Here is a 21689-nt window from a genome sequence, read left to right as displayed (position 1 = left end):
TAGGGGGTCCGCCCGCTGATACGTCCGGCGCGTTCCGGGTGCAAAAAGCTTGCACCCCCGGAACCCGCTAACTAACGTCGGACGGACACCCAGGGCCCGTTCCGATGCGAATCGCTGCCTGCTGCCTTTTCGTTGCCTTGACCTCCCCGCTGGGGGCAGAAACCGTTGTCTCCTGGGGCAACACCCAGGGGGGCTCGTGGACAACCGCCACGAACTGGAGCCCCCAGCTAGTGCCCGGCAGCGCGGTGCTCGCCGACGAGACCGCCAAGTTCGCGTTGTTTGGCACGCGGACCATCACGCTGCCGGCCTTCCGGTTCGACCTGGTCGACCTCGACGTACGCAACGGCGACTACACGTTCAACACCGTCGGCGCGTCGTTCGGCGAGATCGATGTTGACCGAGACGCGTTCGTCACGGGGGGCGCCCTGCGGCTCGAACGGCCCGCCGGAAGCCCTCGGGACACCAACCTCTACGCGGGCCGCTTGTTCGTTTCGGCCGGCGGCCTATTCGAGGCCAGCGACCGCTCGGTGGTCAACACCGGCCAGACGCATATCGGCAACCACGCAACCAAGCCGACCGAGGTCGCCTTCTACGACGACACGCAAGCGACGCTGGGCGATGTGACGATTGCCGACGTAGCGTCGCTCGGGCGAGAGGCCCTGCTCTCGGTATTCGGCAACTCCAGCGTTGGAGCGGGCTCGGTGACGATCTCTCCGACCACGATCGCCGGCCAAGAAGGGGTGCTACAAGTCATCGGCGGCGGCTTCGGCGCCTCCGGCGAAATCACCGTCGGCCCCGCAACGGCCGGCGCCACGGGCCTCTTGGCGGTGAGCGGCGGCGGGACGATCGTCGCCGGGGACACGGTCACCGTGGGTCCGACCGGGACGATCCGCAACCTTGGGGGCCTGATCGACTTCCGCCGCGACCTGGTCATCAGCGGCGGGCGGTTCATCGAGAACTCGGACGAGGCGACTTGGCAGTGGTTCGGCGGCAGCCACCTGACGGTCGATGGCGGCTCCGTGAGCCTGATGCAACCGGCCGCGGAGCTGCCCTTTGCCGACCTGACCAATGCTTCGCTCGTGAGCACGGGCAGTATTGCGCTAACTCGATTGACGAACATCCGCTCATCCGACATCGCCGCAGATGGCGGGCTAACCATCGCCGACGGCCTCTATTTCTTCGAGGGCGACTCGCGAGTCGACGGGTCGGTGTCGCTGATGTCTCCGGGGAGGATCGATGTCCAGGGGGGCAGCGCCACGTTCGGCGGATCGGTCGAGCCTGGCGGCAAGTTGTTTGTCCGCGACGGCGCCGCAGTCTTGTTTGAGGGGGACGTAACCGGCGGGCTGTGGGCCGAGAACCAAGGAGAGACGACCTTTCTCGCCCGCTTCGGCAACGGGCCAGACACCCAGCAGTTCCACACGACGCTGGGCAAGACTACGTTCGCGGACACCGCCACGCTCGAGATCGACATCGCCGGCGTCGCCCCGTTCCGATTCGATTCCGTCCGTGGCGCCGCGTTCGAGCTGGGCGGTACGCTGGAAGTAAACCTGCTTCCGTTTTCTGGGTCCGGCCCGCAGGCGGGGCAGTCGTTCCGCATCATCAACGCTACCGGTTTGGTGGGCGCCAGCGTCACCGGCGAGTTCGACACGCTGGACCTCGACCCCCTGCCCCAGGACCTCGGCTGGCGAGTCGACTACCAGCCGGACGCCGTCTTCCTGCGGATCATCAGCACCCTGCCGGGCGACTACAACGGCGACGGCGCCGTGGACGCCGCCGACTACACCGTGTGGCGGGACTCTCTGGACCAAACGGGCGCGGGGCTGGCCGCCGATGGAACGGGAGACGGGGTCGTCGACGGCGCCGACCTGGAGTTCTGGCGGGGGCGGTTCGGCAACACTGCCGGCGGCGGCTTGCCGCAGGCGGCGGCCGTGCCAGAGCCCAATGGGCTGCTGCTTGCCCTGGTCGGGCTGCTGGCGGCCCCTATTCGGCCACTTTCTCGCTATCTGATTGTCCGATCCGGCCCCCCCGTCTAGTCTGGGGAGGGGCGGGCCCGTTGGCCGGCCGTTGCCGGAGCAGGTGAATGCGTTGGACTCGACTGGTTGTTGCGGCGCTCGCCTTGGGTTGGGTCACGGACACGCGGGCGATCAACATCGTCCTGGACTACTCCTACGACTCAACCAACTTCTTCGGGTCCGGCAACCCCAGCGGCGCCGCTTCTGGCGCGCAGGCGCGGGCCTCGCTCGAAGCAGCCGCCGGCTACCTGTCGGGCATCCTCACCGACACGTTCGACGCCATCCAAACGCCCGCGCCGCTCTACAGCTCGGTCAGTTCTGCGGTCTACACGTGGACCTGGTCGCTGTCGTTCACCAACCCTAGCGGCTCAAACCAGATCTCTCTGACCGACCCGACGATCGCGGCGGATGAGTACCGCATCTACGCCGGCGCCCGCAGCCTGGGCGGAAACACGCTGGGTGTTGGGGGGCCCGGGGGCTGGAGCTACAACGCCGCTTCCAGCGGTGGGACGTACACGCAGCCGGAGATCAACCAAATCACCGCCACGAACGACGCCTTCGACGCGGCGGTCTCCAACCGGGGCGAGCCCGACGGCGACTACGGCAACTGGGGGGGCGCGATTACGTTCGATCGCGATGGCTCGACCAACTGGCAGTACGACCACACCTCACTCACGGTGCCGGGCGGCAAGAGCGACTTCTACTCCGTCGCCCTGCACGAGTTGACCCACGCGCTCGGGTTCGGCATCTCCAACCCCGCGGCGCCTACCGAGTGGGACGCGTACGTCTCGGGGGGGCTGTTCCTGGGGCCCAAGTCGTACGCCGCGAACGGCAACGTCTACCCCACCGTCACGGGCGGGCACTGGACCAACGGCACCAACAGCACCGTTTACGGGACCAACATCCCACAAGAGACCGCCATGGACCCCGAGATCGAGTACGGGGTCCGCAAGCTGTTCACCACGCTCGACGCGGCCGGGCTGGACGACATCGGCTGGACGCTGCAGTCGCCCGCGCTGGTCGGCGACTACAACCGCGACGGCTACGTGAACGCCGCAGACTACACCGTGTGGCGCGACACCCTGGGCCAGAGCGGCGCCGGACTGGCCGCGGACGCGTCGGGCAACGGCATGGTCGACTCCGTAGACTACACGCTGTGGAAGAACAACTACGGCCACTCGCTGGGGGGCGCCGCCGGCGCCCTGGGGGCCGGGATCGCATCGACCAGCGTCCCGGAGCCAAGCGCCCTGTGGCTGCTGGGCAGCTCGCTGCTGGGGCTGTTAACGCGACGCGTAAGACGCGTCCAAAGCTAGCACCCAAGCCCCCGCTCCTTCTGGCCCCCTAGCCGACGGGGCGGAGCCCGTCGGCTAGTCGCTGGTTTTCTTGGGGCTAGCGGCTTTGGCGCGTTCTGGTTGACCCGCTGGCCGCGCCCCGCTAATCTCCCCGCCCCGATCCCCGGCATGGAGGCCGACGATGCGCGCAGCGACTATTGGTTCGATCTTTTCCGCTTGGTTGTTGCTGGTCGGCACGGCGGCCGCGCAGCAGAGCGACTGGGCCGTGACCCCAACGGCGGGCCAAGACCGCTACGGCTCTGCGGGCGGCGCGGCGGCGCAACCGCTGCAGCAGCCGGCGTCGCTCCCCGCGACGGCGTCCAATCGAGACATCACCCCCCTGCCCAGCGGCAACGGCGCCGCCAGCGGGATGGCCCCGGTGGGGCCCAACGCGCCGACACGCGCCAAGGTCACCAGCGGCGTCGGCGCCCTGCCCCACGACCACGGCCAGGTGTGGCGTGAGTACGACATCCGCCCCTACACGCTCCGCGTGGCCAACACCAACAAGCCGGAGCAGACGATCGTCGACTGGGTGCTCCGCGAGACCGGCTACGAGGCGTGGCACAGCGACCCGCTGGGGGTGCTGAGCGCCAGCCGCGACACGCTCCGCGTGTACCACACGCCGCAGATGCAGGCGATCGTGGCCGACATCGTCGACCGCTTCGTCAACAGCCACGCCGAGCCGTTCGGCTTCTCGCTGCGGATGGCCTCCATCCGCAGCCCGAACTGGCGGGCCAAGGCGTTGCCGCTGTTGACGCCCATCCCGGTCCAGTCGCCCGGCATCCAGGGGTGGGTGATGGCCAAGGAGAACGCCGCGATGCTGCTGGCGGACCTGAGCCGGCGGAGCGACTTCCGCGAGCACAGCTCGTCAAACCAAATCGTGCTCAACGGCCAGCACGCCGTGGTCAGCACTATGCGTCCACGCAGCTACATCCGCGGCCTTACGCCCACGCCCAACGCCTGGCCCGGGTTCCAGCCGGAGATGGGGCAGATCGAAGAAGGGATCACGCTAGAGTTCAGCCCGCTGATGGGGCACGACCTGTCGTCGGCCGACGCGGTGATCAAGATCCGGCTGCTGCAGATCGAGAAGATGAACAGCGTTGACATGGACATCCCCTCCCCCGCCGGCGCCAACCAGCGGATGAAGATCGAGGTGCCGCAGATGACCATGGCCAGCATGCACGAGCGTTTCCGCTGGCCGGCCGGCCAGGTGCTGCTGCTGAGCATGGGGGTGGTGGCTACCCCGGCGCCCGACACCAGCCGGAACTTTCTGAGTATGATCCCGGGGGTCGACGCACCCCCACGGGCAGACGGCCTGCTGTTTGTCGAGGCCAAGGGGATGACCACGCCGGCCGCCTCGTCGACCGGCGGGGCGTCGACCGCGGCCCGCACGCCGGGCGGGTACATGGGCCGCTACTAACGCACTCAATCCCCTCCAGAGCGGCGGTCGATAGACCGCCCAGTGCGCTTCGGATCCAGCCAAGCACGCTCTGGAGATAATCGCCCCCTCGCGCCGGCGGATCGGCGGACTATCGTCCGCCGCTCGGGGGGCTGCTAAACTTGTCCGAGCATGAGCAATCCTTCGCAAAACGCCCGCCGTGTCGTTGTCACCGGGTTCGGGCAGATCTCGCCCCTCGGTTCCACACCCCAAGCGCTCGCCGATGCGCTGGCCGCGGGCCAAAGCGTGGTGACCCGCACCGCCGGGACGATCGCCGAGAAGGCGCCCTACCCGTTCGTCGCGGCCGCGCCGCAGTTCACCGGGGAGATCGACGACTTTGGGCCCCTCGAGGGCGCCAAGAAGAAGGCCATCCGCAAGGGCCTGAAGCTGATGTGCCGCGAGACACAGATGGCCGTGGCGGCCGCCCAGCACGCGCTGGCCGACGCGGGCTTCGCCGAGAACTACCCCGACCCGGAACGGGCCGGCGTGGTGCTGGGCAGCGACTACATGATGACGCTGCCCGAAGACTACCTGGCCGGCATCGTGAAGATCCTCGAAGGCGAGGCCGTCAACTTCAGCCGTTGGGGCGAGGAGGGGCTCGATGAGATGCAGCCCCTGTGGATGCTGAAGTACCTGCCCAACATGCCGGCCAGCCACATTGCCATCTACAACGACCTGCGCGGGCCGAACAACTCGCTCACCATGCGGGAGAGCTCCGGCCTGATGGCCATCGGCGAGGCGATGCGCACCATCGCCCGCGGCCATGCAGACATGATCGTGGCGGGCGCCACCGGCACCCGCGTGATGCCCATGCAGGCGATCCACGCCTGGCAGAGCGAAGAGGTCGCCCACGAGGGAGACGACCCCCACGCCGTCAGCCGCCCGTTCGACCGCGACCGCTGCGGGGCGGTGCTGGGAGAATCGTCGGCGATGCTGGTGCTCGAGTCGCTGGAGTCGGCCCGCGCACGGGGCGCCCGGGTGCTGGGCGAGGTGCTGGGCTTCGGCTCGAGCCAAGCGACGGGAAAGACGATGGGCGCCAATATCGATCAAGCCATCGCCAACGCCTGCCGGGCCGCGCTCTCCGACGCCGGCCTCGACCCCGGCCAGGTGGGCCACATCAACTCGCACGGGCTCTCCGGCCCGCTGTCGGACCGCTTCGAGGCGCAGGGCATCGCCCGGGTGTTCGGCGACCCGGCTTCACAGCCCCCGCTGATCGCGATCAAGAGCTACCAGGGGAACGTCGGCGCCGCGAGCGGCGTGGTCGAGCTGATCGCCAGCCTGTTGGCGTTCGGCGCCGATCGGTTGCCACGCGTGCTCAACTACGAAACGCCCGACCCCGACTGCCCGGTCCGCCCCGTGACCACGGACGACCAACCCGCCGGCTGCACGGCGCTCAAGATCAGCAGCACCCCCCAGGGCCAAGTGGCCGCCGTCTGCATCGGCGCCGCGCCCGTTTGATGGACGGACAGACGGGAGCCGCCAAGTCGCCACGAGCGCCAAGACGAGCCAAGAAATCCGACTAGCAACGGACCGGTCGATGAGATTGGACCGGGAAGAAAGGATGCCTGTCGATCTGGAGGTACGCTCGGACTGCAATCGCAGTTTCGCGAATTTGTACGCGGGTCTCGCCGCTTGTCCTGACTTTTTTGGCGCGTCTTGGCGCTCGTGGCGTCTTGGCGGTTTCTTGTTGCCGCTCGAGGCAGGGTATGCTGGTAGGCGATATACGCGACCCTTACCCCGCTGCTGCCAACCGATGCCGCTCCGCTACCCGATCGCCTGTCTGCTGCTGCTCGCCTGCGGCCGGTCCGAGGCGAAAGACTATTTCCTCACCGTTGGCGGCGGCTACGCGCCGTACGGCAATCAGGTGTCGCTGGAGAAGAACGTGCAGTTCTTCCAGCGGGTGCTGGCCAAGACCAGGCCCGATGAGCCGGCGCACCGCATCTTGTTTGCCGACGGCAAGCGGCCCGACCGCGACCTGCAATACCGCGCAGCGGACGACGACACCCACGCCGCGGTGAAGATCATCGCGGAGCTGTTCGGCGAGTCCGATGCGTCCGACATCCGCTACCGCGACCACGCCGTGGCGGGCGTCCGGGCCGCGGCGACGTGCGACAACCTGCGCAAGGAGCTCGGGTCGCTGGCCGCCAGGCTCCGGTCGGGGGACCGGCTGGTCCTCTACTACACGGGCCACGGGGGCGAGTCGTACGACGAGCAGCGCCCCCACAACACCACGCTGGCGATGTGGAACGAGCAGGACCTCTCCCAGGCCGAATTCACCTCCCTGCTAGACGAGTTCCGGCCCGGCGTCGAGGTGACCCTGGTGATGGTGCAGTGCCACTCCGGCGGCTTCGCCCACGCCATCTTCAACGGCGGCGACCCGTCCCTCGGGCTGGCGTCGCGGCCCCGCTGCGGGTTCTTCTCGCAGCTGCACAGCCGCGCTTCGGCGGGCTGCTCGGCGGACGTCGACGAGGCAGACTACCAAGAGTACAGCAGCTTCTTCTGGGCGGCGCTGGCCGGCGAGGACCGCCTCGGCGGCCCCGTCGAAGACGCCGACTACGACGCCGACGGCCGGGTCTCGCTGGCCGAGGCGCACGCCTACGCCATGATCGCCAGCGACACGATCGACGTCCCCGTACGCACCAGCGACGCCCTGCTGTGGGAGTACAGCAAGGTCGGAAAGGGGCTGGCCGAGGAAGAGCCAGACCCGTCCGACGGCTCCCCCAGTACCGTGGGAAGCATCTTCGGCGGCCTGTTCGACGGACGCGGTGCGGCCAAAGAAGGACCCCCCACGCAACCAGAGCAAGAAGACCTCCCCGCCGTCCAGCCGCTGCGGGCCATGACCGGCACGCTCGCGGAGCTGGCCGAGTTGGGGCGGCCCGATCAGCGGGCGGTGCTCGAGCGGCTCCCGCCGCTGGTCGGCCTGTCGGAAGAGACCGACATCGAGCAGCTACGCGACGAGCTCCGTCTGGCAAAGAAGCGCATCCGGACCGAGGAAACCAAGGTGGGCCTGGCCTTGGGGCTCTACACCGAGGCGCACCAAACGCTCAGCTCGGCCGTGCTGAGGCGCTGGCCGGAGCTGAACGACACCTACCCCGCGGTGCTCACCGACCTGCTGGGAAGCGGCGCAGACGCCTTCGCCGACGAAGTGCGAGCGATGGGCGCGTATCGGGTCTTCCAGAAGGCCAGCAAGAACGTCGACCGGGCCGCGGATGAGGCCCTCGACGCCGAACGCCGCGAGGCGAAGCTGCGTCGGCTGCTGCGGACCTGCCGGGCGATCGTGCTAGCAGAGAACCTAGAAACCGTCGCCTCCAAACGCGTCGTTTCCGGCTACCGGCGATTGCTAGAGCTGGAGGAAGCTGGACTAGCTTCCCAGTGACCGTCTACCAAACCCGATAGCCGCGGGGGTGTCGGAATTGGGCGGGTTCGCCCGAGATCGCGGTTGCCCCGTTTGGTGCTTGCGGGTACTACTTACGCCGCGATAAGTCACCCGAACGCCCGAGGCCCCGCATGGATGCCCCCCGCCCCGCCGCCGCGCCAGCCGGCTTCTCCGCCGAATCTACGTTTAAGGGAGTGCTCTGGCACCAACGCTGGGAGATGTTCGACGGCGTCACCGTGCCGGGCCGCAACGACGTGGCCACGCTGTGCGACGCGGTGAAGCTGCCCGCCGACCTCACGGGCAAGCGTGTGCTGGACGTCGGCGCCTGGAACGGCTGCTTCAGCTTCGAGTGCGAACGCCGCGGCGCCCGCGAGGTAGTCGCCATGAGCCTGGAAGACCCCGAAGAGACCGGGTTCAATCGGCTCAAGCACGCCCTCGACTCGGACGTGCAGTACCTCACCGGCTCGGTCTACACGCTCTCGCCAGAGCAGCTCGGCACGTTCGACGTGGTGCTGTTCCTCGGCGTGCTCTACCACCTCCGCTACCCGCTGCTGGCCATCGACCGGCTGCGCGGCGTCAGCGCCGGCGACGTGTATGTCGAGACCCACGTGGTCGACAACCACAAGTGGCTGCGCGGCCCGTGGGCCAAGCTCACGCAACTGGTGGGGGGCAGCACACTGCGGGCCACCCCCCTATGGCGGCAGTACCGGGAGTTCGAGCTGCACAAGGACGACCAGAGCAACTGGTTCGGCCCGAACGTGTCGGCGGTGGTCGAGGCGTTCGACTCGGCCGGCTTCAAGACCAGTCACACCGGCTCGTGGCAGAGCCGGGCCGGCTTCCTCGCCAAGGCGTGCCCCATCCCCGAGCGGCTGCTGGGCCACACCTACGAGGGGTGCGACGCCAACACCGCGGTCGTCGGCCTAGAGAGCTGCGCCGCGTCGTAGCCACCCGGTGCACCGGGTGGCGGGGCCGCGCCGCGTAGCCCCAGCCCCCGCAGCGGCTGAGGCTCCGCTCCAGCGGGGGCTACGGCTACGCGGTGCGCCCCCCCGCCCAGGCGCGGTTTCCCGCCATGCGACCGGCTCGGTCGATTGACAGCACCGCTGGGGCTGCGTCATAGTGGTTAATTAGCGATTTGCCGCCCGCTAGGACAGCGACCGGCAGCGTTTAGGCCGGCGATCGCCGGCCTTTTGCGTCGCTAGAGCGTGCGTACAACCTGACAACCCGAAACGCCTGCTGCCCTTGTGTCGGGGCTGCTCCACGAGGAAGCCATGAACCCCAGCGAAATCCTGCGAATTGTCGATGCGATCCACCGCGACAAGAACATCGACAAGGAAATCGTCTTCGAGGGGATCGAGGCGGCGCTCGTCTCAGCGTTGAAGAAGGTCTACGGCGAAGAGGCCGAAACGTACGTCACCATCAACCGCCAGGACGGCTCGGTGTCGGCCACCTGCGAAGGGGAAGTGCTGGACTCCGAAGAGGTGGTGGGCCGCATCGGCGCCCAGACCGCCAAGCAGGTGATGATCCAGAAGATCCGCGAGGCAGAGCGGGACGCCCTGTACGACGAGTACGACGAGCTGGTGGGGCAGATGGTCTCGGGCATCATCCAGCGTTACGAGGGCGCCGCCGCCACGGTGACGCTGGGCAACGTCGAGGCGCTGCTGCCGCGTAGCGAGCAAATCCCGGGCGAGACCCACCACGCCGGCGAGCGCGTGCGCGCCACCGTGTACGAGGCCCGCAAGGCAGGCAGCCGCGTGAAGGTGATCCTCAGCCGCCGGAGCCCCGCGCTCGTGCAGCGGCTATTCGAACAAGAGATCCCGGAGATCGCCGACGGGGTCATCGAGATCCGCGCCATGGCCCGCGAGCCCGGCTACCGCTCGAAAGTGGCGGTCTCCAGCAGCGACGCCCGCGTCGACTGCGTCGGCGCCTGCGTCGGCGTCCGCGGCAACCGCATCAAGAACATCGTCGACGAGCTCTCCGGCGAGCGGATCGATATCGTCCGTTGGGACGACGACCTTGAGGTCCTCATCCCCAACGCCCTGCAGCCGGCCGAGGTCGATCAGGTGATCCTCTGCCGCATCCTCGGCAAGGCGGTGGTGCTGGTTCGAGAAGACAACCTGTCCCTGGCCATCGGTCGCCGCGGCCAGAACGTGCGGCTTGCTAGCAAGCTGTCGGGCTGGGACATTGAGATCATGACCCAAGAAGAGCTGGCCCAGTCGATCGACCAGGCGGTCGAGGGCTTCAGCATGATCGAAGGGATCACCCAGGAGCTGGCCGAACGGTTGGTCGAAGAGGGCTTCTTGAACTACGAAGAGCTGTCGATTATCGAGCCGGAAGACCTGATGCAGATGGGCAGCCTGACCGAAGAGCAGGCCCAGCACATCGTCGATCAAGCCGAAACCCGTGCCGAAGAAGCCGAGGCGCAGGCCAACGCCGCCCGCCGGCTGAAGAAGGAAAAAGAACGCGTCGCGGAGCTCCAGGCTCAGGCCGACGCCGAACGGGCCGCGATCGAGGGCCCGCCGCCTGAAGCAGCGCCCGAAGAAGCGTCCGAAGAAGCCGCGGCGGAAGGGGCCGAGGGAGAAACCAGCGAGGCTACCGAAGAGGCCGCTGAGGGCGCCGACTCGGAGGCCGCTGAGGCCGCCGGCTCGGAGGCCGTTGAGCAGTCGCCCGCCGAGGCGGACGAACCAGACCAACAAGAGGTGGCAGAAGACCCGTCTGAGCCTGAAAAAACAGTCGATTCGCCGGCTCCGGCCGAGGCGTCCGCGCCCCCAGCGGGGGGAGCGCCCGCGTAAGCTAGGCTTGTGGCCGGGGACGATCCAACCGCGGGGCCTGTGCCGGGCGGGGCGATCGGGCGGGCGAGCGGAAGCGGGCCGTGCCCTTCCCCATGCGGCCCCAGCCGACAATGATGGTAAGTTCAAACGGATGCGCCGCTTTGTGCGGCGGTCCACCAACTAGACCGGTCGATTATCGGGAGAGTTGCGCATGATCCGGTAAACAATTGGGGCGCCCCGAGGGCGCCACATAGGAGAAGACTGATTTGGCGGTTCGCATTTACGCACTTGCGAAAGACCTGAATATCGACGGCAAAGAGCTGGTTGATATCTGCGCGCGCGCCGGAGTGACCGGCAAGGGCTCTGCGCTTGCCAGCCTTTCCGACGAAGAGGTCGATAAACTCAAGCAATTCATGAACGGCGGCGGAAACGCCCCCAAGGCGACCGCTACCCAGCAGGCCCCGCCCCCGCCGACCCGCCCCGCCGAACCCGCCCGCGGCGGCAGGATGCGCGTGATCGTCGCGCCCAAGTCGCGGCCGCTCACTCCCGAGCCCCCGGCGGCCAGCGAGCCAGAACCGGCGCCTCCGCAGAAGACGGAGCCGACGGCCGACGAGCCCAAGAAGCCGGCGGCCGCTGCCGCGGCCGAGGCGCCCGCCGAACTCCCCCAGCCTGAGTCGAAGCCCACCCCCGACGAGGCGGGCCAAGGCCCCCTGGCCGGGATGCTGCGGCGCGAAGACTACATCGGCCCCGGCGGCGCCGGCGGACGCCCCCCCATGCTGAGCGGCTCGCGAGGCGGAGGTCTCCGCGACGCGTCCAAGCCGAAGCGAGCGGGAGAATCCCCCAAGCCGCGCCCGGTGGTCAAGCTTGCGGCCATGCCCGCCCCCGCGCAGCCCGCCGCGCCCAAGAAGAAGAAAGAAGACGAGGCCCCGGCACAGAAACCGGACATGAAGCTCCCGGCAGAAGTCATGGGGGGAGGCAGGCTCGGCGCCAAGCCGCTGGCTGCCCACCTGAAGCGCGCCGAGCGGACCCTGGAAGCAGAGAAGATCCGCGCCAAGAGCGGCGTCGGCGTGCGGAAAGACGTTGAAGACGACGATACCGCCCGTGGCAAGGGGCGTGGCCGCGGACGCGGCGCCGCCTCTCCGGCAGAAGACAAGTCGCGCCCGATGCTGGGTGGCCGCGAGCAGCGTCAGCTCAGCCGCACCCGCAGCCGGGGACCGCGCAACAATTACGACGGCGGACGCCGGCGTTCGTTCCGCCGTGGCCGCAGCGGCGTCAACACCGCCGCGCCGCGGAAAGACGCGGTGACCGTCGAGCTTCCGTGCACGGTCCGCGATCTTTCCGAAGCGATCGGCGTGCCCGCGGCTCAGATCTTGCGGGTCCTAATGACCGAAGGGGTGATGACCACCATCACCGCGATGATCGAGCCGGACCTGGCCGAGTTCGTGGCGGCGGAGCTGGGCGCCGAGGTCAACTTCCAGTTGGCCGAGACGCTCGAAGACAAGCTGCTGTCCGAGATCGACGACAGCGAGGACGACGAGGCTTCGCTGGTCCCCCGCGCGCCGGTCATCACGTTCCTGGGTCACGTCGACCACGGCAAGACGTCGCTGCTGGACCGGATTATCGGGATCGACGTCGCCAAGGGCGAGTCGGGCGGCATCACCCAGCACATCCGCGCCTACCAGATCGACAACGGCGGCAAGCCGATCGCGTTTGTCGACACGCCGGGCCACGCGGCTTTCACCGAGATGCGCGCCCGCGGCGCCAACGTGACGGACATCGCCGTGATTGTGGTGGCGGCCGACGACGGCGTGATGCCCCAGACCGAAGAGGCCATCAGCCACGCCAAGGCGGCCGGCGTGCCGATCGTGGTGGCGATGAACAAGACCGACCTCCCCGGGTTCGACCCGCTCAAAACCCTCACCGGCCTGAGCACCTGCGGCATCGTGCCGAGCGAGTGGGGCGGCGACGTCGAAGTCGTTAAGACCAGCGCCGCAACCGGCGCCGGCATAGAAGACCTGCTGGAAACGCTGCTCACGATCGCGGAGCTGCAAGACTACCGGGCCAACCCCGACCGGCCCGCCGTGGGGGTCTGCCTCGACTCGCAACAAGGCTCCGACTCCGGCGTGGCGATCAAGCTGATCGTCGAACGCGGCACGCTGCGTGTGGGCGACGTCGTCGTCTGCGGCGACGGCTACGGCAAGGTCAAGGCGATGGTCGACCCGCTGAGCGGCGAGCGCATCGAAGCGGCCGGCCCCAGCCGCCCGGTGGACGTGTTCGGGCTCGACGCGGCGCCCTCGGCGGGCGAGCGGTTCTACGTGCTCGACGACATCGGCCAGGCGCGTGAGATCGCCGAGGACCGCGCCGACCGCAGCCGCACCACGATGCTCGGCTCGAACGGGTTCCAGCACGTCACGCTAGAGACGCTGTTTGAGCGGCTCGACGGCGACGAGGAGGTGCAAACCCTCAACCTGATCCTACGGGCCGACGTGCGCGGCTCGATCGAGGCCATCGAGAAAGAGCTCTCCAAGCTGCAGCACCCCGAAGTGCGGCTCCGCATCCTGCAACGCAGCGTCGGTGGAATCAGCGAGGCGGACGTCACCCTGGCCGACGCCTCGGACGCGGTGGTCATCGGCTTCAACGTGGTGCCGGACGAGAAGGCCCGCGCCAAGGCGGCGCAGTTGGGCGTCGAGGTCCGCCGGTACGAGGTGATCTACAAGATCGCCGACGACCTCCGCGCCGCGATGGAAGGGATGCTCAAGCCCGAGGAGCGCGAGCTCACGCTCGGCACGGCGCTGGTGCAGGCCACCTTCAAGATCAGCCGCCTAGGGGTGATCGCCGGTTGCCGCGTGATCTCCGGCGTCGTGGCCCGGGACGGCCGGATGCGCGTCATCCGCGACAGCACCGTGGTGGGCGACTACGCGATCGACTCGCTCAAACGCGAGAAGGACGACGCCAAAGAGGTGCGTGACGGTTACGAGTGCGGCATCAAGCTGGTCGGCTTCAACGACATCAAGGAAGGCGACCTGCTGGAGTGCTACAAGATCGAGAAGATCAGCCGGACGTTCGACGACCGGTAAACAAAAAGAACGAAGATTCACCCGTGAGTCCCAAAGAGCGCCGAGGTCCGACGCAGACGACGAATGACCAAAGTTTGGTAGTTCGGGCTTGGTCCTTGGTCGTTTCTTAGGCGTTTGGCGCCCGTCGTTTCTCGGCGCCCTCAGCGGCTAAGGCTATCTGCAACCCGTTCCGCCCATGACTTCCCGCCGCACCCTCAAAGCCGCTGAGGCGATCCGTGAGGTCGTCAGCATGACGATCCTCACGGGGCTGCGCGACCCGCGTGTGCAGGACGTCACGGTGACGCACGTCGAGGTCTCGCCCGACATGCGTCAGGCCAAGGTGCACGTTTCGGTGATGGGAGACGAAGCGAAGCAGAAGCTCTCGCTGCACGGGCTGCGGAGCTCCGCCGGTTTCTTGCAGAGCAAGATCTCGGAGCGGATCGACACCCGCTACACCCCGCGTCTGGTGTTCGAGCTCGACGACGGGGTGAAGAAGTCGATCGCCATCGCCAAGCTGCTCGAAGAGGTGCTCGAGAAGGACCGGGCGGCGCCGGCCGACCAAGAGCCCGAAGAGTCAGAAGAACAAGAGACCAGCGAGTAAGGGTCGAAACGCCGCCCAGGCCGGAAGGAGAGAAGCGTGTTCGACGGGGGGCGCCGACCGCGACCCTTCGGCTCTCCGACCGCTCCGACTCGATGAACCGTACCGCCTGATAGACCCACCAGCGACTCAGACACCAGCAGCTATGTCCGCCACTAACCGTTCGGCCCGGATCACGAAAATCGTGGCGGCCGTCAAGAAGCACTACAAGCCGGCCGCCCCGCCGACCCCGCGCCCGCTGTTCGAGCAGGTGCTGTTTGCTTGCCTGCTCGAGAACTCGACGCACGAGGCGGCCGAGAAGGCGTTCGAGGCGTTGCGCGAGGCGCAGCCCGATTGGAACGAGACGCGCGTCACGCTGCGTCAGCACCTGGCGGACGACTTCTTCCAGCACCTGACCGACCCCGTCGAAGCGGCCGATCGGCTCAAGACCGCGTCGCAGAGCATGTTCGACGGCAACAACTACAGCTTCGACCTCGAGCCGCTCAAGAAGCTCACGCTGGGGCAGGCCGTCTCCAAGCTGCAGTCGTTCAAGGGGGTCACGCCCTTTGTGGTGGCGTACGCCACGCAGAACGCGTTGGGGGGCCACTCGATCCCGCTCAACAACGGCCTGCTCACGGCGCTTGTGTCGCTGGACGTGATCAGCGAAGCCGAAGCCGCCAAGGGGGTCGTGCCGGGCCTCGAGCGGGCCGTCCCGAAGAACAAGGGGGTCGAGATCGGCAGCATCCTGCACCAGCTCGGGGTCGAGGTGGGACGCAACCCGTACGGCACCAACGCGCGGAAGGTGCTGCTGGCGATCGACCCGGCCTGCAAGGACCGCCTGCCCAAGAAGCCGGTCAAGGAGCCGGCGGCCGCGACGCCCGCCAAGGCGCCCGCCGCCAAGTCCGGCACGAAACCGCCGGCGGGCAAAGCCCCCGCCAAGCCCGCGCAGGCCGGCAAGCCGGCCGCGGCGAAGAAGTCCGCGGCCAAGCCGGACGCCCAGGCCAAGCCCGCGAAGAAGGCCCCCGCCAAGAAGGCGAAGCCCGCCGAGAAGGCCCCGGCAAAGACCAAGGCCGCCGCAAAGAGCGCGAAGATTTCCAAGCAAAAGCCCAAGTAGCGCCCACGGCCCGAACGGGTATCCGATGCCATTGCGACGCCTTGCCGTGAACGCCGCGCGCCTCGCATCCGTCGCGGCGTGCCTGACGGCGCTCACCGCCCCCCTCCAGCCCACGCCGGCGCCGCCAGAGCGGTCGCAACTGGCCCGCGCCGCCGCCTACCACGCCGCCGGCGTTGGGCTCTACGACCAAGGCGACCTGTCCGCCGCGTTGCGTTGCTACCAGCGTGCGTGGCGGTGGGACCCACGCCAGCCGGAGCGGCTGGCGGAGATCGTCTCGCTGGCTTTCAGCCTCGAGCGGCCCGAAGAAGCGATGCGGTACGCGCTGTTGGGCGCCGAGCGCGGCGCGGTCGATCCGGCGCTGCTGCGGCGGATGGCGCTGCTGGCCAAGGAGACGGAAGACTACGGACGCGCCGCGCGGCTCTACCGCCGTTGGCTGGCGCAGCAGCCGACGGGCGAGGCCAAGGGGCTCAACGCGTTGATGGTCCGCCTAGAAGCGGCCCAGCTTGAGTACATCGACGGCGACGTCCAGGCCGCGGCACAGCTCTACGCCGAAACGCTCCCCGCGATCTCGCAGGGCGCCGGCGAGGCGGCCGACCGCTTCCGCGCCGCGTTGGGCGGCTCGTTCGGCAGCGTGCTCGAGGTGATGTCGCTCTGCTTCCTCGAGGCGGGCCGCAAGGCCGACGCCGAGAAGGCCGTCGCGCTGCTCGCCGCCGAGCCAGACGCCGTGACCGAAGCCCCCTACTGGCAGGCCCGCGTGGCGCTCGCCCGGGGCGACGCGGTGACCGCGGTCGACAAACTGATGCAGTACTTCGACCGCCATCGCGACCCGGTCGGGGCGACCCCCTACGAGCTTCTGGTCGAGGCGCTCACGCGGCTGGGCGACTCGGCGCGGACCGTGCCGCTGCTGGAGCAGATCGTCGCGACGCGGCCCAACCAGCCGGACGCCGTGTTCGCCCTGGCGCAGGCCAAGCACCGGGCGGGCGACCGGGAGGGAGCGACGGGGTTGTACGAACGGGTTGTGGCCTGGGGCGACGCCGAGGAAGACCCCTCCACGGGGTCGCAAGGCGTAGCGGTCAGCGGCGAGGCGTACCTCACCTCGGCGGCCCGCTTGCTGGAGGAGCAGCGGCGCCAAGGCCAGCCCGGCGGCGCCCTCGACCTGTACCGTCGGGTCGACGCGGCGTGGGTCTTGAGCGTCCCAACGATCGAAGAGACGTTCGACGACGCCGACTTCACCCAGGCCGTGTTCGACCGCCTCGCGGCGTCACGCAAGGTAGGCGGGGGGGCCTTCGACCCCCGCTTCGCCGCGCGGCTCGCCATCGCCGCCCGCCGGTACCGCACCGCCGGCGCCTACTACCGCGACGCCATCAACGCGGCAAGCGAGCAAGAGCAGCGCGAGGAGCTAACCGCGGAGTGGATTGATCAGCTCTTGAGCCAGGGGGAGTTCGCCGAGTCGGCCGAGGCGATCGCGTGGACGCTGCAGCACCGCGGCTGGGAGAAGGACGACCCCGCGCCGCACTACCACCTGGCCGGCTCGCTGGCGATGAGCGACGAGACGGACGCCGCGATCGACGCGGCGCGCGAAGCGGTTCGGCTCGACCCCGACTCGGCGGAGTTCGCCGGTCGGCTGGCCTGGGTCAGCTATCAAGCCAAACGCTACGACGACGCCGCCGCTGCGTACGAGGCGCTCATCCAGCGTTTCGACGAAGACCAAGACCCCGCCACGCGGGCCGTGCTGATGGACGCCCGCGCCGCCCTGTCGAACATCTGCCAGACGCAGGGCAAGCACGAAGCCGCGGAGGAGTGGCTCGAGCAGGCGCTCGACGAGTTCCCAGACGACTACGCGGTGAAGAACGACCTGGGCTACCTGTGGGCCGACCGCGGGGTGAACCTCAAGCTGGCCCGGCGGCTGGCCGCCGAGGCCGTGACCGAGAAGCCCGACAACGGCGCCTACTGGGACAGCCTGGGCTGGGCCGACTACCGCCTGGGAGACTTCGGCGCCGCGGCCGAGTCGCTGGAAAAGGCGGTGGCGCTCGCCGAGCTGGCGGGCATGTCGCCGGGCGACGGCGTGATGTTCGACCACCTGGGAGACGCCTACGCGGCGGCGGGGCGGACCAAAGAAGCCCGTCGCGCCTGGTCTCGGGCGGCGGCCATGCTGAAGGAAGCCGACCCACCGACCGCCAAGAAAGCCGCCGCCAAAGCCAAAGCAGACTGACCCGATGGGGCGGGGGTTGCTCGCATGCCGCAACGGGCCCCTGCGCAGGGGCGCCCTCGGACACACCCGGGGCGTGCGATACCATGGCAGATTCGACACAACGCTAGGAGAGGCGATGGCTGGGCATTCCCACTGGGCCGGCATCAAACACAAGAAGGCGGTCATCGACGCCAAGCGAGGGCGGCTCTGGAGCCGGCTCTCCAAGGCGATCATCGTCGCTGCGCGGATGGGGGGGGGCGACCCCGACGCCAACCTCCGCCTCCGCTACGCCATCAACGACGCCAAGAGCGTCTCGATGCCCAAGGACAACATCGATCGGGCCATCAAGAAGGGGACCGGCGAGCTCGGCGGCGGCGCCCTGGAAGAGGTGCTCTACGAGGGGCACGGCCCGTCGGGCGTGATGGTGATCTGCGAGATCCTCACCGACAACCGCAACCGCACCGCGCCGGAGATCCGCAAGATCTTCGAACTCAACGGGGGCAAGCTGGGCGCCACCGGCTGTGCGGCCTGGATGTTTGACCGCAAGGGGTTGCTAGTGGTCCCCGAGTCGGCCGCGGAAGAAGACGTACTGATGGAGCTGGCCCTCGAGGCGGGCGCGGAAGACGTGCAGCACAGCGGCGACGTGTTCGAGGTCATCTGCCCCGTCGATGCGTTCAACGACGTCTGCGCCGCGTTCGAGCAAGCAGAGGTCACCGCCGACAGCCGCGAGGTGACCTACATCCCCCGCGACACGGTCGACATCGGCGCGGACGACGCCCGCAAGGTGCTGAAGATGATGGAACTGCTGGAAGACCACGACGACGTGCAATCGGCCAGCGCCAACTTCAACATCGACGACGCCGTGCTGGCCGAGCTCGAAACCGACTGACCCCCGGGGACGCCATGCACGAAGCCATCCGCTGGGAAGGGGCCGACGACGGCGCCCTGCTGCTGCTCGACCAGACCCGGCTGCCGGGCGAGGAGGTCTGGCTGCGCTGCACGACGGTCGAAGACGTCTGGCAGGCCATCAAGCGGCTCAGCGTCCGCGGCGCGCCGGCGATCGGCGTGTCGGCCGCGTACGGCGTGTGCTTGGCGGCGCGGGACGGCGCCGATGCGGCGCTCGCGGCGTGCGACTACCTAGCGACATCGAGACCCACAGCGGTCAACCTCTTCTGGGCGCTGGAGCGGATGCGGCTCGCGATCCTCGCTTCGAGGCCAGGGAGTCAGCCGCTCGATTCCCACCTGCTCTGCGAAGCACAAGCCATCCACACCGAGGACGCCGCGCAGTGCGCCGCGATCGGGCGCCACGGCGCAGAAGCCATCGCCCCGCTGCTCCAGGGCCGCAGCATCCTCACCCACTGCAACACCGGCGCCCTGGCGACCGGCGGCGACGGCACGGCGCTGGCCGTGATGTTCGCGCTGGCCGCCGCCGGGAGCGATCCCCATGTGTTCGTCGACGAGACCCGCCCCCTACTGCAAGGCGCCCGTCTGACCGCTTGGGAGCTGATGCAGCGGGGCGTCCGCTGCACGCTGATTTGCGACTCGATGGCCGCCCAGGTGATGCGCGAAGGGCGCGTCGGCGCGGTGATTGTGGGCGCCGACCGCATCGCGGCCAATGGCGACTCCGCCAACAAGATCGGCACCTACGCCCTGGCGATCGTGGCCAACTGGCACAAAGTGCCGTTCTATGTGGCGGCGCCCGCGACCACGTTCGACATGACCCTCGACTCGGGCGACGCCATCCCAATCGAAGAACGCGGCGCGGAGGAGATCACCGAACCGTTCGGCAAGCGCACGGCGCCCGAAGGGGTGCCGGTCTACAACCCGGCGTTCGACGTGACGCCGGCGGAGCTAATTGCGGGGATTATCACGGAGCGTGGCGTGATGGCGCCGGGCGAGGTGCGCGAGCGGCTCGGAACCTAGGGCGGCTGGGGTCGGAGGCGCCAGCCGTAGCTCCCAGGGGATTGCCACTGGAGTCGAGAAGCAGTTCGAGCCACTGCTGGGGGCTCAGGCTGACGCCTTCGACCCCAGCCACCCATACGCAAGTCACCCAGCCTCGGCGAACACCACCTGCCGGCGGAACACCTTCTCAAACAAGTCGACCTTCCGCCGCGCGGCCCACAGGTCCCCTTCGGCGTTCTCGCGGCTGCTTACGGCGATCTCGACACGCCCCTCGCTGACCGCGCACGCTAGGTCGGCCACCTGCTGCTGGTGGGTGCGGTCGAGCGCGAGCGCCAGCCGCAGGATCGCGGCGAGCTGCGCCACACGCTCGCGGTCTTCCTCGCCAAGCTCTGCGTAACCCTCGTGCTTCTTCTTCGGGTGCGAGCCGCGGTGGTAGCGGGCGATGTTGGCCACCAGTTGCAGCTCTCGGCGTTCGAAGCCCGAGAGCTCGCTGTTGAGGATGAGCTGGTAGGAGTGCTTGTGGTGCTTGTCGAAGTTGATCAGGTAGCCGACGTTCGAGAGGATAGCGGCGGTCTCCATCAGCTCGCGGTCCGCGGGGTCGAGCCCCAGCGGCTCGGCGAGCTGCTCCAGCAGCCGCGCGGCGATGCGGGCCACTTGGCGGGCGTGCGTCAGGTCGACCCCGCAGCTCTTGGCGAACAGCTCGACCGCGTCGCGGCGGGCCTCGGGGGGGACCGGTTTGCCCTGGCTGCGGCCGTCGCGGACCATCGTCAGCAGCACGCCGTCGCGGACGCCGCGGGTGTGCACCTGCACGGTGTTCACCTTCAGGTGGCTCATGATCCGCTCGATTACCAGCAGCCCCCCGACGATGATATCGGCCCGTTGCGGGTTGAGGCCAGAGACCTTCTTGCGTTTCTCCAGCGGAAGCTGGCTGAGGTCGGTCAGCAGGTGGAGGATCTCGACCCGCCCGGCCCGGTAGCCCCACACGTTCGACCCGTCGCCGCCGTTCTTGCCGATCAGCATCGACGCCATCGCGGTGAACGTGCCGCCGGTGCCGTACAGCATCTCGGGCTCGAACGACGGCTTCTTGGCGTGGCGGCGCAGTTGCCGATCGACCGCGTCGGAGGCCTCGCGGAGCTGCTCTTCGTTCACCGCGCCGCAGAGGCCGTGGTCTTCTGACACGCGTACGGCCCCCAGCCGGGTGGCGTAGCACTGGTCGATCATGCCGCTGGATGCCAGCACGATCTCCGTGCTGCCGCCGCCGATGTCGGCGATGGCTACCTCGCGACCCGCCACGTCAAACGCGCGGGCGACGCTCATAAACGCCAACCGGGCTTCTTCGCGGGCGCTGATCACCTCAACCTTGAGCCCCAGGCTCTCGTACACACGCTGGCAGAACTCCTGCCCGTTGGCGGCGTCGCGGACCGCGCTGGTGGCGATCGCCCGCACGCGTTTCACCCCTTGGCCGCTGGCCATGGTCGCAAAGCTGCCCAGCGCGGCGAGCGTGGCGTCCATGGCGGTCGGGCTCAGCCGGCCCGTCTCGCTGAGCGAAGCGGCAAGCCGCGTGTTCTCTCGTTCCTCGTCAACGACCCGGTAGCCGTCTCCTTCCAGGACCTCGGCCACCACCACGCGGACGCTGTTCGAGCCGATGTCGATGGCTGCGATGCGGTCGCCAACGGCGACCGGCGTGGGGCTAATTGTGCTTGAAGCTGCGGGTTCTGCCATGCGGCCATGATCGACGCGGCCAACGCGGATGTAAAGCCGCGGCAACAGACGACGGCCCCCGAGCGGTGGACGAAAGTCCACGGAGTTGCTTATTGAAGCGATAGGGAGGAGTTCGAGGCGCGTCGCGCGGGACAGGGCGTTATCATTGCCCGATGCAGTGCGAGCCGCGCCGGGGCTCGATCGACTTCACGCCCGACAATCA

General features: G+C 68.6%; 14 protein-coding genes. 13 read left to right on the top strand and 1 reads right to left on the bottom strand.

Annotated elements, in window-relative coordinates:
- Positions 1 to 104 precede the first annotated feature (104 nt).
- The 13 genes from Pla175_RS04515 to mtnA all read left to right on the top strand — a co-directional run bounded on the left by Pla175_RS04515 (position 105) and on the right by mtnA (position 19786).
- Complete coding sequence (locus Pla175_RS04515) at positions 105 to 2033, top strand: dockerin type I repeat-containing protein (RefSeq protein WP_145281503.1); 1929 nt, start codon at positions 105 to 107, stop codon at positions 2031 to 2033.
- A gap of 47 nt (positions 2034 to 2080) precedes the next feature.
- On the top strand, positions 2081 to 3325 hold the full coding sequence (locus Pla175_RS04510; RefSeq protein ID WP_145281502.1) for a dockerin type I domain-containing protein: 1245 nt from the start codon (positions 2081 to 2083) through the stop codon (positions 3323 to 3325).
- A 160-nt stretch (positions 3326 to 3485) separates the two neighbouring features.
- A complete protein-coding gene (locus tag Pla175_RS04505; RefSeq protein ID WP_145281501.1) occupies positions 3486 to 4763 on the top strand; it encodes a hypothetical protein in 1278 nt (425 codons plus the stop codon).
- A gap of 150 nt (positions 4764 to 4913) precedes the next feature.
- A complete protein-coding gene (locus tag Pla175_RS04500; protein WP_145281500.1) occupies positions 4914 to 6239 on the top strand; it encodes a beta-ketoacyl-[acyl-carrier-protein] synthase family protein in 1326 nt (441 codons plus the stop codon).
- Between the two features lie 295 nt (positions 6240 to 6534).
- Positions 6535 to 8157: a caspase family protein gene (locus Pla175_RS04495; RefSeq protein WP_197527267.1), complete on the top strand. Its 1623-nt coding sequence runs from the start codon at positions 6535 to 6537 to the stop codon at positions 8155 to 8157.
- 131 nt (positions 8158 to 8288) lie between these two features.
- Complete coding sequence (locus Pla175_RS04490) at positions 8289 to 9101, top strand: class I SAM-dependent methyltransferase (RefSeq protein WP_145281498.1); 813 nt, start codon at positions 8289 to 8291, stop codon at positions 9099 to 9101.
- Between the two features lie 324 nt (positions 9102 to 9425).
- A complete protein-coding gene (nusA, locus tag Pla175_RS04485; protein ID WP_145281497.1) occupies positions 9426 to 10946 on the top strand; it encodes a transcription termination factor NusA in 1521 nt (506 codons plus the stop codon).
- 245 nt (positions 10947 to 11191) lie between these two features.
- Positions 11192 to 14002, top strand: a complete 2811-nt coding sequence (gene infB / locus Pla175_RS04480) for a translation initiation factor IF-2 (protein WP_145281496.1) — start codon at positions 11192 to 11194, stop codon at positions 14000 to 14002.
- A 175-nt stretch (positions 14003 to 14177) separates the two neighbouring features.
- Positions 14178 to 14582 carry a 30S ribosome-binding factor RbfA gene (gene rbfA, locus Pla175_RS04475; RefSeq protein ID WP_145281495.1) on the top strand — a complete coding sequence of 135 codons (405 nt, stop codon included), beginning with the start codon at positions 14178 to 14180 and terminating at the stop codon, positions 14580 to 14582.
- A gap of 142 nt (positions 14583 to 14724) precedes the next feature.
- Complete coding sequence (locus Pla175_RS04470) at positions 14725 to 15672, top strand: hypothetical protein (RefSeq protein ID WP_145281494.1); 948 nt, start codon at positions 14725 to 14727, stop codon at positions 15670 to 15672.
- A 25-nt stretch (positions 15673 to 15697) separates the two neighbouring features.
- Positions 15698 to 17884 (top strand): tetratricopeptide repeat protein, encoded by a 2187-nt coding sequence (locus tag Pla175_RS04465; RefSeq protein WP_197527266.1) that lies wholly within the window; start codon positions 15698 to 15700, stop codon positions 17882 to 17884.
- Between the two features lie 115 nt (positions 17885 to 17999).
- On the top strand, positions 18000 to 18752 hold the full coding sequence (locus tag Pla175_RS04460; RefSeq protein WP_145281492.1) for a YebC/PmpR family DNA-binding transcriptional regulator: 753 nt from the start codon (positions 18000 to 18002) through the stop codon (positions 18750 to 18752).
- 14 nt (positions 18753 to 18766) lie between these two features.
- Complete coding sequence (gene mtnA, locus Pla175_RS04455) at positions 18767 to 19786, top strand: S-methyl-5-thioribose-1-phosphate isomerase (RefSeq protein WP_145281491.1); 1020 nt, start codon at positions 18767 to 18769, stop codon at positions 19784 to 19786.
- Between the two features lie 123 nt (positions 19787 to 19909).
- On the opposite strand, the gene Pla175_RS04450 is transcribed toward mtnA, so the two are convergent.
- Positions 19910 to 21487 carry a Ppx/GppA phosphatase family protein gene (locus tag Pla175_RS04450; RefSeq protein ID WP_145281490.1) on the bottom strand — a complete coding sequence of 526 codons (1578 nt, stop codon included), beginning with the start codon at positions 21485 to 21487 and terminating at the stop codon, positions 19910 to 19912.
- Positions 21488 to 21689: the final 202 nt, after the last annotated feature.

Source organism: Pirellulimonas nuda (assembly GCF_007750855.1).
Taxonomy (GTDB): Bacteria; Planctomycetota; Planctomycetia; order Pirellulales; family Lacipirellulaceae; genus Pirellulimonas; species Pirellulimonas nuda.
This window is presented reverse-complemented; position numbering and strand designations above follow the sequence as displayed.

Coding starts and splice junctions, on each gene's coding strand:
- Pla175_RS04515 (WP_145281503.1), top strand. CDS start 105: ATGCGAATCGCTGCCTGCTGCCTTTTCGTTGCCTTGACCTCCCCGCTG.
- Pla175_RS04510 (WP_145281502.1), top strand. CDS start 2,081: ATGCGTTGGACTCGACTGGTTGTTGCGGCGCTCGCCTTGGGTTGGGTC.
- Pla175_RS04505 (WP_145281501.1), top strand. CDS start 3,486: ATGCGCGCAGCGACTATTGGTTCGATCTTTTCCGCTTGGTTGTTGCTG.
- Pla175_RS04500 (WP_145281500.1), top strand. CDS start 4,914: ATGAGCAATCCTTCGCAAAACGCCCGCCGTGTCGTTGTCACCGGGTTC.
- Pla175_RS04495 (WP_197527267.1), top strand. CDS start 6,535: ATGCCGCTCCGCTACCCGATCGCCTGTCTGCTGCTGCTCGCCTGCGGC.
- Pla175_RS04490 (WP_145281498.1), top strand. CDS start 8,289: ATGGATGCCCCCCGCCCCGCCGCCGCGCCAGCCGGCTTCTCCGCCGAA.
- nusA (WP_145281497.1), top strand. CDS start 9,426: ATGAACCCCAGCGAAATCCTGCGAATTGTCGATGCGATCCACCGCGAC.
- rbfA (WP_145281495.1), top strand. CDS start 14,178: ATGACTTCCCGCCGCACCCTCAAAGCCGCTGAGGCGATCCGTGAGGTC.
- Pla175_RS04470 (WP_145281494.1), top strand. CDS start 14,725: ATGTCCGCCACTAACCGTTCGGCCCGGATCACGAAAATCGTGGCGGCC.
- Pla175_RS04465 (WP_197527266.1), top strand. CDS start 15,698: ATGCCATTGCGACGCCTTGCCGTGAACGCCGCGCGCCTCGCATCCGTC.
- Pla175_RS04460 (WP_145281492.1), top strand. CDS start 18,000: ATGGCTGGGCATTCCCACTGGGCCGGCATCAAACACAAGAAGGCGGTC.
- mtnA (WP_145281491.1), top strand. CDS start 18,767: ATGCACGAAGCCATCCGCTGGGAAGGGGCCGACGACGGCGCCCTGCTG.
- Pla175_RS04450 (WP_145281490.1), bottom strand. CDS start 21,487: ATGGCAGAACCCGCAGCTTCAAGCACAATTAGCCCCACGCCGGTCGCC.